11 protein-coding genes are annotated in these 13,985 nt (G+C 64.4%); all 11 read right to left on the reverse strand.

Translation table 11 applies throughout. From position 1 onward, the window contains the following. Nucleotides 1–76: 76 nt before the first annotated feature. The 11 genes from CIT37_RS28920 to CIT37_RS28970 all read right to left on the reverse strand — a co-directional run bounded on the left by CIT37_RS28920 (nucleotide 77) and on the right by CIT37_RS28970 (nucleotide 13,641). Complete coding sequence (locus CIT37_RS28920) at nucleotides 77–1,156, reverse strand: zinc-binding dehydrogenase (protein ID WP_095426379.1); 1,080 nt, start codon at nucleotides 1,154–1,156, stop codon at nucleotides 77–79. Between the two features lie 60 nt (nucleotides 1,157–1,216). Then, nucleotides 1,217–2,158 (reverse strand): DMT family transporter, encoded by a 942-nt coding sequence (locus CIT37_RS28925; protein ID WP_028144306.1) that lies wholly within the window; start codon nucleotides 2,156–2,158, stop codon nucleotides 1,217–1,219. Between the two features lie 186 nt (nucleotides 2,159–2,344). Continuing rightward, nucleotides 2,345–3,184 carry an aldo/keto reductase gene (locus CIT37_RS28930; protein ID WP_028144307.1) on the reverse strand — a complete coding sequence of 280 codons (840 nt, stop codon included), beginning with the start codon at nucleotides 3,182–3,184 and terminating at the stop codon, nucleotides 2,345–2,347. Between the two features lie 8 nt (nucleotides 3,185–3,192). Then, complete coding sequence (locus CIT37_RS28935; RefSeq protein ID WP_095426380.1) at nucleotides 3,193–4,089, reverse strand: SMP-30/gluconolactonase/LRE family protein; 897 nt, start codon at nucleotides 4,087–4,089, stop codon at nucleotides 3,193–3,195. Between the two features lie 238 nt (nucleotides 4,090–4,327). Beyond that, nucleotides 4,328–7,033 carry a nitrate reductase gene (locus tag CIT37_RS28940; protein ID WP_095426381.1) on the reverse strand — a complete coding sequence of 902 codons (2,706 nt, stop codon included), beginning with the start codon at nucleotides 7,031–7,033 and terminating at the stop codon, nucleotides 4,328–4,330. A 28-nt stretch (nucleotides 7,034–7,061) separates the two neighbouring features. Further along, entirely contained in the window at nucleotides 7,062–8,279 is a 1,218-nt protein-coding gene (locus tag CIT37_RS28945) for an NAD(P)/FAD-dependent oxidoreductase (protein WP_167456578.1), read from the reverse strand. Between the two features lie 10 nt (nucleotides 8,280–8,289). After that, nucleotides 8,290–8,718, reverse strand: coding sequence for a globin family protein (locus tag CIT37_RS28950; RefSeq protein WP_038947012.1), 429 nt, complete (start codon nucleotides 8,716–8,718; stop codon nucleotides 8,290–8,292). 122 nt (nucleotides 8,719–8,840) lie between these two features. Continuing rightward, nucleotides 8,841–10,220, reverse strand: a complete 1,380-nt coding sequence (locus CIT37_RS28955) for an MFS transporter (protein ID WP_028144311.1) — start codon at nucleotides 10,218–10,220, stop codon at nucleotides 8,841–8,843. Between the two features lie 336 nt (nucleotides 10,221–10,556). Then, nucleotides 10,557–11,351, reverse strand: a complete 795-nt coding sequence (locus tag CIT37_RS28960) for an ABC transporter ATP-binding protein (RefSeq protein WP_028144312.1) — start codon at nucleotides 11,349–11,351, stop codon at nucleotides 10,557–10,559. A 13-nt stretch (nucleotides 11,352–11,364) separates the two neighbouring features. Further along, nucleotides 11,365–12,261, reverse strand: a complete 897-nt coding sequence (ntrB, locus tag CIT37_RS28965) for a nitrate ABC transporter permease (RefSeq protein ID WP_028144313.1) — start codon at nucleotides 12,259–12,261, stop codon at nucleotides 11,365–11,367. Between the two features lie 60 nt (nucleotides 12,262–12,321). Further along, entirely contained in the window at nucleotides 12,322–13,641 is a 1,320-nt protein-coding gene (locus tag CIT37_RS28970) for a CmpA/NrtA family ABC transporter substrate-binding protein (RefSeq protein ID WP_095426383.1), read from the reverse strand. Nucleotides 13,642–13,985: the final 344 nt, after the last annotated feature.

A 13,985-nucleotide genomic window follows, 5' to 3' on the forward strand; every position in this document is an offset into this window, starting at 1 on the left:
CCCACCAATCTCACCAGGAACGCGGATGCATGGTGGGCACGGCGCTCTGCGTCTTTGCCCACCCTACGCAGTACCGTCATCGCCACGGCTGCACGATGATCTTGGTGTGGGCTTCAGGATTGGCGAGATCGGCGAAGGCCTTGGCGACGCCGTCGATGCCGACCTCGGCCGTGACCATCGCCGCCGCATCCACCTGCCCTTCCGCGATCAGCCGCAGCGAGCCTGCGAATTCGTCCGGCGTATAACCGAGCACGTATTGGACGTTGAGCTCCTTCATGATGCCGAGCATGGGTTCGCTCTTGTCGGTCTCCATGCAGACGCCGACCACCACGATCCGAGCATCGCGCGGCGCGCCTTCGAACACCTGCTGCAGCAGCCCGGGCACGCCGACGCATTCGAAGATGATCGCAGGCTTCAGCGCCGGCAGCATGAGCTGGAACGGCGGCCGCGCCGCCTTCTCGGCATCCGACATCTGCGCGTGCTCGGCCCAGGTCGCATAGGGCTGCGACACCCTGGGATCGACGACGATATCGGCGCCGAGCTTTGCCGCTAGCGCGCGGCGCGCCGGCGAATAGTCGGCGGCGACGATGGGGTGCAGCCCCTTGATCTTCAGCGCCGCGATCACCGCGAGCCCGACAGGGCCGCAACCGATGACGAGCGGCACCTCGCCGCCCCGGATGTTGGCTTTCGCCACGGCGTGAACGCCGACTGCGAGCGGCTCGGTCAAGGCCGCATGCTCCGGCGCAAGACCGTTGGGCACCTCGAGCAGGAGCGGCTCGCTCAAGACCATCTGCTCCGCATAGCCGCCGACGAGGTCGTTGGAATAGCCGATCCCCTTGATGCCTTCCGGCGTCACCAGCGCAGGCAGCGAGCAGACATGTGTCCCCGGTTTGAACTTGCGTTCCGTGCCGGGGCCGTAATCGACGATCTCGCAGCAGAATTCGTGACCGAACACGACGTCACGCGACAGATCCATCGGCGTGCGACCGGTCTTCCTGGCCATCTCCACCATCCGCGGCGCATGCTGGCGCGCATGCAGATCGGAGCCGCAGATGCCGCAGGCGAGCGTCTTGACCAGCACCTGGCCGGGGCCCGGCTTCGGATCGGCCATCCTGTCGACGACAATCTCGCCGTTCCTGAAAATCGCAGCGCGCATCCGGCTCCTCCCGCATTGTTGGAGCCGTTGATAGCACGTAACAGGGCGCGCGAACTTGCGTCAGGGGTTCGGGGAACGCTCTTCCAGCACCAGCAACTGGGCGCGGCGGATACGCTCGCGATGAGCGATGTAGAGGCCGCTGGCGACGATGAAGGCCGCGCCGACGACCGTCCAGAGATCGGGGACCTCGCCGAAGATGAAGAAGCCGAGAATGCTGACCCACAGCAACTGGGTGTAGGAGAACGGCGCCAGCACCGAGGCATCGCCATAGCGATAGGCCAGCACGATGATCCACTGGCCGACGGTGGAGGCGACGCCGATCACGATGCCGAGCCCGATCGCGGTCCAGCTCGGCGTGACCCAGACGAACGGCACCATCACGGAAAGGATCGCAACGCCCGTGAGCGCAGAATACGCCATCGTGGTGAGCACGGCTTCACGCCCGCTCATCATCCGCGTCAGGATCAGCGCGGCGGCCCAGCAGAACGCAGAGACGATCGGGAAGAACGCGGCGGCGTGAAACGCGCTCGAGCCCGGCCGCAGGATGATCAGCACGCCCGTCAGGCCGATCGCGGTCGCGATCCAGCGTCGCATGCCCACCGTCTCGCTGAGGAAGACGATCGAGAGCGCAGTGACGAACAGCGGCGAGACGAAGCCCGTCGCGGAGGCTTCCGCGATGGGAAGGAAGCGCAGGCCGGTGATGAAGAACAGCGAGGAGCCGAGCAGCGCGGCACCGCGCATCAGTTGCAGGCCGAGCCGCTCGGTGCGCATCGCATGGAGCGGAGAGCCCGGCAGCATCACCGGCGTGAACATCAGCGCGAACGTGACGAAGCGGATCCAGGTGATCTCGATCGACGGCAGGCTGGTCGACAGATATTTCGCGGTGACGTCGGAGCAGCCGAGGAAGATCGTCGACAGCAGCACCAGCGCAATGCCCTTGAAGGGATGGTCGACACGCGCGGGCGCGCGGCGAGCCGTCTGCTTCTTCTCCGGCACGGGCATGGGGATACTGTCGAGCCTTGCGGCTGCGGCGGGCGGCGGTGTCACGGCTGGAACCCGGGAAAATGCGATCGAGAACGGTGGTAAAAAACGACAAATGCGCCGCGTTCACAACTTCCGAAAACAGGATGCCGATATGCGCAGGCCGCCGCGCGCGTCAATGCTCCGTTAATAATGGGCGTTTGTGCATTACAGCATGGGCAGGCTGCGCGGCTTCGGCCCGCGCGGAAACGCCGCATCGAGCGCCGTAATCTCGTCTTTCGTTAGCGCGAGATCACCGGCCGCCGCATTCTCGCCGGCATGTTCGGGGGACGAGGCCTTCGGAATCGCGAACACCGTAGTCGCACGGGTGAGGAAGCTGAGCGCGACCTGACGCGGCGTCACGCGACGCGCCTCTGCGATGCGCTCCAGCACGGCACCGCCCTTGCTGCGCGCATCCGGAAAATCGTCGTGACCGAACGGCGAGTAGGCGACGACGGCGACGCCATGCTGCTCGCACCACGGGATCACCGCATGCTCGATCGCGCGTTCCTTCAGATGATAGAGCACCTGATTGCAGGCGATACGACCTTCGCCCGCGACGTCGAGAATTTCGTCGAGATCATCGGCATCGAAATTGGACACGCCCCAGGATTTGATCTTGCCTGATTTCACCAGCTCCTCGAACGCGGCGACGGTGTCTTCGAGCGGATAGGAACCGCGCCAGTGCAGGAGATAGCAATCGAGATGATCGGTCTTGAGCCGCTTCAGCGAACGCTCGCAGGCGGTGATGGTGCCGCGGCGCGACGCGTTGCTCGGCAACACCTTGGAGACGAGGAACACTTCATCACGGCGGCCCGTGATCGCATCGGCAATGACGAGCTCGGCATCGCCATACATCTCGGCGGTGTCGATGTGGGTCATGCCGAGATCGAGCCCGCGCTGAAGCGCCGCAATCGCGCGCTTGCGGTCGCCATGGTCGAGATACCAGGTGCCCTGCCCGATGACGGAGACTTTGGCGCCGGCTTTGCCGAAGAATTTTGTGTTCATGTTAGAGCTCACAGTCCGCCGATATCCGCAACCAGCACGCTGCCAGTCGACGACTCCGTGATATAGAGCCGATTCCCGCTTTCGCCACCGATCGCCACATTGGTGCAATTCGGCCCCTCGCACGACTTGATCCGCGCAAGCAATTCGCCGTTCGGCGCGAACACGAAGACGTGGCCGAGCGAAGCATGGCCGACGAACAGGCGACCCCTGGCGTCCATGGTCAAGCCATCGGGACCGCTGGTGCCGAACAGCGAGCAGAAGCGGCCAACCTTGGACACACTGCCGTCCTTCATGAACGGCAACCGCCACACCGCGTTGTCGCGCGTCATCGCGACGAACAGTACGGTTTCGGTGAGATCGAGCACCAGGCCATTCGGGCTGATGCCGGTGTCGATCAGGCAATCGAGCCGGCCGTTCGATGCGAGACGATACACGCGACCGCTGGGGTCGTGCAGGCCGGTCTGGCCCTGATCGGTGAAATAGATGTCGCCGTTGGAAGCAAGATGCAGGTCGTTGCAACCGCGGAAAGATTCTGAATTGCGCGCGGTCAGGACGGGCTTGATGCGACCGGCGTTGGGGTCGAGCTCCATGATGCCGTGCCTGTAGTCGGCCACCAGGATGCGCCCATCAGATGCGATCTTCAGTCCGTTCGGCCAACCCTCATATTCGATCACGAGCGACCATTCGCCATCAGGCGCGATGCGAAAGATGCGGCCGAAGGGAATGTCGACGATGTAGAGATTGCCGTCGCTGTCGAAAGACGGTCCTTCGATGAAGCTGTCGGTCGGCACATTCGGCCGGTTGGCGTCAGCCCAATCGGTCCGCACGCCCTTGCGGCGGAACTTTTCGGGCATCGCGGAGAAAAGCCTCGTCTCGATCAGGCGCGGCGGCGTTTCCAGGTACATCATTGTTGTTTTTGGGCGTGTTGAGGGGGAAGCCGCGGCACCATAGGGCACAATCGAGGGCGCGTCGATTGGGCCGGGGGAATGGCTGCGTCCACGCCACCCTCGCGTCCCGGACGCGCTGCAGCGTGAAACGCTGCTGCGCAGAGCCGGGACCCAGAAAGGCCAAACACTCGCTTCTAGATGGGCCTCGGCTCTGCAGCGCACCGCTACGCGCTGCGCTGCGTCCGAGGCACGAGGCCTACCCCACCGCGCCCGCGACCTTCGCCTGCTTCACCGGCGCCGTGTCCGTCGCTGCGATCAGGCGCTTCAGTTCCGGAATGCAGGAGCCGCAATTGGTGCCGGCCTTGAGCTTGGCGCCGATCTCGGCAGCCGAGCGCGCGCCGGCCGCGATGGTCTCGCAGATGGTGCCGCGGCCGACGCCGAAGCAGGCGCAGACGACCGGCCCGGTCGAGGCGGCGCCTTCGCCGGACTTGCCTGACAACAGCATGCGGCGCTGATCGTCGGTGACGAGGTCGGCCACGAACAGGCTCTTCACCACCTCCCAGTCGCCCGCATCATGCGCGGGGCCGACGAACAGGCAGGTCTCGATGCGATCGCCCGCGAACGACGCCGCACGATAGACCCCGCCGCCGAAGTCGCGATAGTCGGCGACGTCCTCGCCGGCGACGCTCTCGAGCCAGGCCGGCCAGCGCGAAAGGTCGGCGTTGTCGGCGAAGAGATAGCCGAAGCCGCCGGTGACCGTGACGCGGGTCCACAACAGGTTCGGCGGCAGATCGAGCTGCTTCCGCGACAGCGCAAAGCCGCGGAAGACGAATTCATAAGGCGCGATCGCGGCCGGCGTCGCCTTGGATTCCGGCTGCCCCGAGAACGGATCGGTGAAGGACTGCACCAGCGCTCCGACGCGGCCATGCGAGGCATTCATTGCGCTCCAATGGATCGGCGCGAACAATGTGCCACGCTGAGTGCCGTCACTGACGACGACCTTCAGGATGCACTGACCGTAGTCGGTGGTCACGCGGGCAAAGCCGTCGTGAACGATGCCGTATTTGCCGGCATCATCAGGATGGATCTCGACGAAGGGCTCCGGCAGATGCGCGCCCAGGCGCTGGCTGAGCCCCGTGCGCGTCATGGTGTGCCATTGGTCGCGGATGCGTCCGGTGTTGAGCCTGAGGGGGCGCGAGGCACCGGTCTCGCCGCGCAGCGACGGCACCTCCGGCGCAATGAACCGGCCCTTGCCGTCATTGGTGAAGAAGCCGCCCTTCGCAAAGAAACGCTCGCTCGACGCCTCGCCTTCGCGCACCGGCCACTGCACCGGCTTCAAGGCATCGAAGGCGTCGTCGGACAGCGAGGTCAGCGCGCCGATATCGAAATCGCGGCTGCCCTCGTTCTCGAACGCCGAGAGCGCGGCGTGCTCTCGGAAGATCTCGGCGGCGGATTTGTAGTTGAAGCTGTCGCCGAAGCCGAGGCGCTTGGCGGTCTCGCTGAGGATCCACCAATCGGGGCGCGCCTCGCCCGGCGCCGGCAGGAACGAGCGCTGGCGCGAGATGCGGCGCTCGGAATTGGTCACGGTGCCCGACTTCTCGCCCCAGGCGAGCGCCGGCAGCAGCACATGCGGACCGGCATCGACCGTGTCGTTGGAGAGCACGTTCTCGGACACCACGAACAGCTCGAGCTTCTTCAACGCCTCGCGCACGAAGTCCGCATCGGGCAGCGACACCGCGGGATTGGTGCCCATCACCCAGAGCGCCTTGACCTCGCCGCGATGGATGGCCTCGAACAGCTGCACCGCCTTCAGCCCCTCATGGGTGGCGATGCGCGGTGCCTTCCAGAACCGCCTGACACGATCGATGTCGGGCGGCGTGAAGCCCATATGCGCGGCAAGCATATTGGCGAGACCGCCGACCTCGCGGCCGCCCATCGCGTTGGGCTGGCCGGTGAGCGAGAACGGCGAGGCGCCGGGCTTGCCGATGCGTCCCGTCGCGAGGTGGCAGTTCAGGATCGCGTTGACCTTGTCGGTGCCCTGTGCCGACTGGTTGACGCCCTGCGAATACAGCGTGACGACGCGGTCCGTGTCGCGGAACATCTTGAAGAAGGTGGCGACATCCTGCTCCGAGAGGCCCGTCGCGAGCGCCGTCGCAGTGACGCTGCCGGCGATGCTGCGCGCACGCGCCAAGGCATCGTCGAAACCGCTCGTGTTCTGCGCGATGTAGTCCTGGTCCAGCGCACCATTGTCGGCGAGATGGACGAACAGGCCGGAGAACAGCGCGGTATCGGTGCCGGGCTTGAGGCCGAGGAACAGATCGACATCGCTCGCAGTGTCGGTGCGGCGCGGATCGATCACGATCATGCGCGCGCCACGCTCCCCACGGTTCTTCAGCATGCGCTGGAACAGCACCGGATGGCACCAGGCCGCGTTCGAGCCGACGAAGACCAGCAGATCGGCCTGATCGAGATCCTCATAGCAGCCGGGGACTGTGTCGGCGCCAAAGGCGCGGCGATGGCCGGCGACCGAGGACGACATGCAGAGCCGCGAGTTGGTATCGACATTCGCCGTGCCGACAAAGCCCTTCATCAGCTTGTTGGCGACGTAATAATCCTCGGTGAGGAGCTGGCCGGAGAGATAGAACGCGACCGCATCGGCGCCATCTCGCGCCACGATGTGCTGCATGCGATGGGCGACATGATCGAGCGCATCGCTCCAGGCGACGCGCTCGAGCACGCCCTTGCAGCGGATCATCGGATAGAGCAGACGGCTTTCGAGGCCAACGGTCTCGCCGAGCGCTGAGCCTTTCGAGCACAGCCGGCCGAAATTGGCGGGATGGTCAGGATCGCCAGCGATCGCCGCCCCGCCCATGCCGTCCGGCGTCGCCAGCACGCCGCAGCCGACGCCGCAATAGGGACAGGTCGTCTTGGTGGCACGAAGCGTGGGATCGATCGCCGTCATATCAAGCTGCCCTGTCACGCCGGCTCTATCAAGCCGCCTTGGAAGAACGCGCGAGCGCGCGACCAAACATCATGTCGGTCCGGATCGCCGCCACCTTGTCGCGATTGCGGATCAGCTCGAGATACCAGAGCGCATCGACGGTATCGCCGATCAGCACCGCGCCGGTGAGCCGGCCGTCGGCGATCACGAGCTTCTTGTAGGTGCCGCGCCTGCGGTCGGTCAGCACCAGGCTCTCGCTGCCCTCCCCGCCCATGAAATCGCCGGCGGAGAACACGCTGACGCCGGAGACCTTCAAATTGGTCGAGACCACGCTGCCCTGGTAGGCGGCGGGCCGGCCGGCCAGATGCCGTGCCAGCACCCTCGCCTGCTCATAGGCGGGCTCGACCAGGCCATAGCAGGTGCCGCGATGCTCGGCGCATTCGCCGAGCGCGAAGATGTCGGGCGATGCCGTCTGCATCAAATCGTTGACGACGATGCCGCGGTTGACCGCGATGCCGGCGTCTTTGGCAAGCGCCACGTTCGGCTTGATGCCGGCGGCGAAGATCACCGCGTCGGCCTCGATGCGGCTGCCATCGGCAAGCTCGACGGCCTCGACATGACCATCGCCATGGATGCGGGCGGTCGAGGCATTGAGCAGGATGCGGATGCCCTTGCGCTCGACCAGCATCTTGAGCAGGTCGGCGGCCGGCCCATCGAGCTGACGCTCCATCAGCCGGTCCATCAGATGCAGCAGCGTTACCGGCGCGCCGGCCTTGGCAAGGCCGTAGGCTGCCTCAAGTCCGAGCAGACCACCGCCAACCACGACGACACGCTTCTTCGCAGCGGCCAGCGTCAGCAAAAGGTCGACGTCGCGCGTATCGCGAAAAGTGTGCACACCGGCGAGATCGGCGCCCGGCAAATTGAGCCGCAGCGGCGTCGATCCGGTGGCCAGCACGAGCTTGGAATACTCCATGCTCTCCTCGCCCTCGATCTTGAGCTCGCGGCGGCCGGTGTCGATCTCGGTGACGCGATAGCCATAGCGGACCGTGACGCCACGATGGCGCCACCAATCGGCCGGCCGCAGCTCGATCTCGTGCGAGCCGGTCTCGCCGGCCAGCACGGAGGAGAGCAGCACGCGATTGTAAGCGAGCCGCGGCTCTTCGCCGATCACCGCGACCGCGTAGCGGCCGAGCGAGGTCTTGGCGAGCTCATCGACCAGACGCGCGGCCGCCATACCGTTACCGACGATGACCAGCGGTTCACTCACGAGGCATCTCCTATTCAGCGGCCTGCGCTTGCGCGCCATAGGCCTCGGACATCATGAAGCCGGACAGAACGCCGTAGGCGTCGGTCCAGGCCTTTGCCAATTCGGGCGTCCAGGCCTCGCCAAGGCCCTTCTCCAGGGTCCACAGCAAGGTCGCACCGACCACGGGATAGTGCTCGGCCGTGGCGCCGTAAGCGACGTGACGCTTGGCGAGCGCGGAGGCCGCGGGAAGAATCGTCTCCAGGTTCGACAGGCCGCTGACGACGGCGGCGAGCATCCCCATCAGCTTCTTGCGCTGCTCGGTCATATCCTCAGGGAACATCGCGCGCACGGACGGCGCCACCTCGAACAGGCGGTCGTAGAACAACACGGAGGCAGCTTCCGAAATTGGCGCGACCTTGGCGAAGCTCTGCTGGATGAGAGTGATCTGTTCGGGCGTCATGTGGTTCTCCTGTCTGTTTCGGTTTGCCTTGGTGCGCTTCGTTGCGAACAAGGTTCATGGGTCAAACGTCATCAGAGAGTCTTCTCCCCGCGTACGGGGAGAAGCGACATTCGTGCCAAGTGTCAGACCCGCGCCTCGGCGAGGCTTGAGGCGCCCTCACCCTGCGGGCCGCGACGCAGGTAGAACCACCAGGTCAAGCCGAGGCAGCTGGCGTAGAAGGCGAGATAGATCGCGAGCGCGAGCTGCGGGCCGCCGGTCAGGGCGATCGACTTGCCGAAACCGGTCGGGATCAGGTAGCCGCCGACGGCACCGATCGCGCCGATGAAGCCCACCGCTGCACCGCTCTCGATGCTCGCCGTCTTCAGCGCGAGCGCGCGCGCTGCCTCGCCCTTGCCGCGCACCCTAAACAGGTTCTCTTCGCGGAAGATCGAGGGGATCATGCGATAGGTCGACCCGTTGCCGATGCCCGTCGTCACGAACAGGAACAGGAACATCGACAGGAAGCCGATGAAATCCTTTTGCCCGACGAAGTAGAGCACGCCGACCGTTGCGCCTGCCATCACGATGAAGTTCCAGAAGGTGATGATGGAGCCACCGATCTTGTCGGCGAGCCAGCCGCCGAGCGGACGCGACAGCGAGCCGACCAACGGCCCCAGGAACGCGATCGCAATCGTGATTTGCGGGAACTGGGTCTTGATCAGCAGCGGAAACGCAGCCGAATAGCCGATGAAGGAGCCGAACGTACCGATGTAGAGATACGCCATGATCCAGGTGTGCTTGCGCTTGACGATCGCAAGCTGGTTCTTCACCGACGACTTCGCCGTAGTCAGATTGTTCATGAAGAACACGGCACCGAACACCGCGATCGCGATCGGCAGCACCCACATCAGGCCAGCATTCTGCAGGAAGATGCCGTCGACGGGGGTTGCCTGGAACAGGTTGAAGACGGCGAGCGTCATCAGGATCGGGGTCAGCAGCTGCACGCTGGAGACGCCGATATTGCCGCCGGCTGCATTCAAGCCGAGCGCCCAGCCCTTCATCCGGTCAGGGAAGAAGAAGGAGATGTTGGTCATGCTGGAGGCGAAATTGCCGCCGCCGAGACCTGCGGTCGAGGCGATCAACAGCATCAGCCAGAACGGCGTATCAGGCTGGCTCACGAAATAGGCAAGCGACAAGGTCGGGATGAACAGGATCGCCGCGCTGAAGATGGTCCAGTTGCGGCCGCCGAACGTCGTGACCGCGAACGTATAGGGAAAGCGTATCAGGGCGCCGATGAGCCCCGGCACAGCGATGAGCTGAAACAGCTGGTCGGTGGTGTAGTGAAAGCCTGCCTGCGGCAGCTTGGTAGTGACGATGCTCCAGATCAGCCAGACCGAGAAGCCGATATGCTCGGCCACGATCGACCAGATCAGGTTGCGTCGCGCGATCGTCTTGCCGGTCGCATTCCAGAACGCCTCATCTTCGGGGCGCCAGTCTGAAATCCAAGTAGGATTCTTCGTCATTGAGTATCCCTTCCAGGCTCACCGCTGCGTCGTTGCAGGCTCCGCCTCACATGGAGGCGCGCTCCGAGGCTTCACCCCGGTGGCGAGTTCACGATGCTGATTGATGATGTTGAGGGACGTCGTCGTTGGCGTCGCGCAAAGACATTTCAATTTCCGTGCCAGTTGCGCGCACACTGGAAATACAGTGATTTCAGGACGTTATTCGCATTGCCAGAAATTCTGGCAGGGCTTTTCCGCACGCTAAATTTGCGATTCGCTCAATCCTTGTGCGACGCACAAGGATTGAGCTAGATGTCGATTATTTGTGCGCAGGCATCCGCTTGCGTTAACTCTTCGTTACGCGGCCTCGACGAAGCGATGACGCTCGTAGAGGAATTCGAGCACGCGCTGGCGGCACTTCAGATAGGTGGTGTTGGTGGCCAGCTCGAGCCGCTTGCGCGGGCGCACCAGCGGCACCTCCAGCACCTCGCCGATCCGCGCGCTCGGCCCATTGGTCATCATCACGATGCGGTCGGACAGCAGCACGGCCTCGTCGACGTCGTGAGTGATCATTAAAATGGTGTTGCCGAGCTTCTGATGCAGCGCCATCACCGAGTCCTGCAAGTGAGCGCGGGTCAGCGCGTCGAGCGCGCCGAACGGCTCATCCAGCAGCAGCACCTTCGGCTCCATCGCCAGCGCCCGCGCAATGCCGACGCGCTGTTTCATGCCGCCGGAGATTTCGGAAGGACGCTTGTCCTTGGCATGGGCCATCTGCACGAGATTGAGATTGTGCATGACCCAGGCGTCGCGCTCGGCGCGGGACTTGGTCCTGGCAAAGACCTTGTCGACGCCGAGCCTGACGTTCTCGTAGACGGTCAGCCACGGCAACAGGCTGTGGTTCTGGAACACCACGGCGCGGTCCGGCCCCGGCGAGTTGACCTCGCGGTTTTCCAGCAGCACCCCGCCGGTGGTGGCGTTGGTCAGCCCCGCGATGATGTTGAGCAGGGTCGACTTACCGCAGCCGGAATGGCCGATGATCGAGACGTATTGACCCTTCTCGATCGTGAGATTGATCTCCTTCAGCACCTCCGTGGTGGCGGCACCGCGGGTAAAGACCTTGTCGATGTGGTCGAGCTTCAGATAAGCGGTCATGTGCCCTCTCCTCTCAGTTCAGCGCGGTGCCGCGGGTGACGAACTTGCCGAGACCCGCGATCAGGCGGTCCAGCACGAAGCCGACGATGCCGACATAGAACAGCGCCAGGATGATCTCGCTGATATGCGAGGAGTTCCATGCGTCCCAGATGAAGAAGCCAATGCCGACGCCGCCGATCAGCATTTCCGCGGCGATGATGGCGAGCCAGGACAGCCCGATGCCGATGCGCAGGCCCGTGAAGATGTAAGGCGCCGCCGCCGGGATCATGATCTTGGCGAAGAACTCGAGCGGGTTGAGCTGCACCACCGCGGCGACGTTGCGATAATCTTGCGGGATGTTGCGGATGCCGACCGCGGTATTGATGATGATCGGCCAGATCGAGGTGATGAATATGACGAAGATCGCCGAAGGCTGGCCGTCGCGGAAGGCCGCGAGCGACAGCGGGAGCCAGGCCAGCGGCGGAATGGTGCGGAGCACCTGGAACAGCGGATCGAGCCCGCGCATCGCCCAGACCGACTGCCCCACCAGCACGCCGAGCGCGATGCCGGCGATCGCCGAGAGCGAATAGCCGAAGGCGACGCGCTGGAGACTGGCGGAGAGATGCCAGAACAGGCCCTTGTCGATGCCGCCATGGTCGAAGAACGGATCGAGGATCAGCTCCTTCGTGTCCTTGAACACACGTGACGGCGGCGGCAGCGCCGAGCCGGCGCGACGGCAGACCAGCTCCCACACCAGCGTCAAAAGCGCGATCACGACCAGCGGCGGGATCACGCGCACGGCAGTTTCTCGCGCCATCCGCGCATAGGCTTCAGCGCGCGGCGGGCGCTTCGGTGTCAGCGCGACGACCGGTGCGGCAACGGCCGCAGGCGACGCGGTCTCGACCTCAATCTTCGTGGCAGGCATATTCATCGCAATATCTCTCCGGCTGCAAAGGACGATGCGGCCGCCCATGGGCGGCCGCTGGCTCCATCAGACTTCGACGCGCTTGATCGCGAGCGACTTCAGATAGGCTGCCGGATTTTCGGGATCGAACACCTTGCCGTCGAAGAAGGTCTCCTTGCCGCGCGAGGTGGATGTCGGGATGTCGGAGCTCGCGACGCCGAGTGTCTTGGCCGCATCCTTCCACATGTCCTCGCGGTTGACCTTGGCGATGAGCGCCTTGCTGTCGAAGCCGGCCTCGTATTTGCCCCAGCGAATGTCCTCCGTCATGAACCAGAGGTCGTGGCTCTGGAATGGATAGGAGGCATGGTCGCGCCAGTACTTCATGATGTGCGGCGAGTTCTCGACCACCTTGCCGGAAAGGCCGTAATCGAACTTGCCCTTGGCGCGATCGGCGATGTCCTCGACCGGGCAGTTGATCCACTGGCGCTTGGCCATGATGGTGGCGAGCTCCTCCTTGTTCTCCATCTTGTCGGCCCATTGCTGGGCTTCCATCACCGCCATCAGGATCGCTTTCGCAGCCTTCGGGTTCTTGTCGACCCAGGCCGCGCGCATGCCGAGTGACTTTTCGGGATGCTTGCTCCAGATCTCGCCGGTGTTGACGGCGGTATAGCCGATGCCCTGGTGCACCAGCTGCCCGGGCCAGGGCTCACCGACACAGAACGCATCCATGGTGCCGACCTTCATGTTGGCCACCATCTGCGGAGGCGGCACGGTGATGGTCTCGACATCCTTGTCCGGATCGATGCCGCCGGCGGCGAGCCAGTAGCGAACCCAGAGGTCATGCGTGCCGCCGGGAAAGGTCATCGCGACCTTGGCCGACTTGCCCTCGGCCTTCTTCTTCTCGAATGCCGCCTTCAGCAGCGAGGCATCGACGCCGACCTTGAGGTCGGCATATTCCTTGGCGACCGAGATGCACTGCGCATCGAGATTGAGCCGGGCCAGGATGTACATCGGCGTCGGCTGGTTGTTCTGCGTCACCTTACCGGCCGAGATCAGATACGGCATCGGGGTGAGGATATGCGCGCCGTCGATGCCGTTGCCCTCGGAGCCGAGCACGAGATTGTCGCGCGTGGTGCCCCAAGAGGCCTGCTTCTGCACGTCGACGTCGGGCATGCCGTATTTGGCGAACAGACCCTTGTCCTTGGCGACGAAGAGCGGGCCGGCATCGGAGAGCGCGATGAAGCCGAGCTTGGCGCCCTTGACCTCGGGGCCAGCGTCCTGCGCGAAGGCGCCGGCGGGAAAATTCAGTTTGGCGGCGGCGAGAAGTGCGGCGGTAGAGCCTGCGGCCTTCAACAATTGGCGGCGGCTGAGCCCATTGTCCGAGGGCCTGCGGGTGCGCTTGGTCATATGTCGTCCTTTGCGTCGTTGCAGAATTGATGGCGTCAGTGCACACGAGCAGCCCGTCCGTCCGGCGGCGCCGTCTTTGGCGCATGCGAACGCACGACGGGGGAGACCCCCGTCTGGTGGCGTCGGCAAGTCGGATGAGAAGTCTCGCGGGACGGCTTCAATGGCGTCGGCACGGAACTATTCAAGCTTCATGCCAAGCCCTTCATCGCCAAAAATGGCGGACAATGAAGGGGTTACGGTGACCGCGCCAGACTGCCGCACCCCCCGCTCCGCACGCGAAATTTGCGGCCTGCTCAATCCTTGTGCGTCGCACAAAACTTGTGCAGCAGCCCAGGCAAAAGGCT

The sequence above is a fragment of the Bradyrhizobium ottawaense genome (assembly GCF_002278135.3).
GTDB lineage: Bacteria > Pseudomonadota > Alphaproteobacteria > Rhizobiales > Xanthobacteraceae > Bradyrhizobium > Bradyrhizobium ottawaense.

Excerpts from the sequence above, each read along its gene's own strand:
- CIT37_RS28940 (WP_095426381.1), bottom strand. The coding sequence starts at position 7,033 with ATGACGGCGATCGATCCCACGCTTCGTGCCACCAAGACGACCTGTCCC.
- CIT37_RS28935 (WP_095426380.1), bottom strand. The coding sequence starts at position 4,089 with ATGTACCTGGAAACGCCGCCGCGCCTGATCGAGACGAGGCTTTTCTCC.
- CIT37_RS28970 (WP_095426383.1), bottom strand. The coding sequence starts at position 13,641 with ATGACCAAGCGCACCCGCAGGCCCTCGGACAATGGGCTCAGCCGCCGC.
- CIT37_RS28950 (WP_038947012.1), bottom strand. The coding sequence starts at position 8,718 with ATGACGCCCGAACAGATCACTCTCATCCAGCAGAGCTTCGCCAAGGTC.
- ntrB (WP_028144313.1), bottom strand. The coding sequence starts at position 12,261 with ATGAATATGCCTGCCACGAAGATTGAGGTCGAGACCGCGTCGCCTGCG.
- CIT37_RS28960 (WP_028144312.1), bottom strand. The coding sequence starts at position 11,351 with ATGACCGCTTATCTGAAGCTCGACCACATCGACAAGGTCTTTACCCGC.
- CIT37_RS28925 (WP_028144306.1), bottom strand. The coding sequence starts at position 2,158 with ATGCCCGTGCCGGAGAAGAAGCAGACGGCTCGCCGCGCGCCCGCGCGT.
- CIT37_RS28955 (WP_028144311.1), bottom strand. The coding sequence starts at position 10,220 with ATGACGAAGAATCCTACTTGGATTTCAGACTGGCGCCCCGAAGATGAG.
- CIT37_RS28930 (WP_028144307.1), bottom strand. The coding sequence starts at position 3,184 with ATGAACACAAAATTCTTCGGCAAAGCCGGCGCCAAAGTCTCCGTCATC.
- CIT37_RS28920 (WP_095426379.1), bottom strand. The coding sequence starts at position 1,156 with ATGCGCGCTGCGATTTTCAGGAACGGCGAGATTGTCGTCGACAGGATG.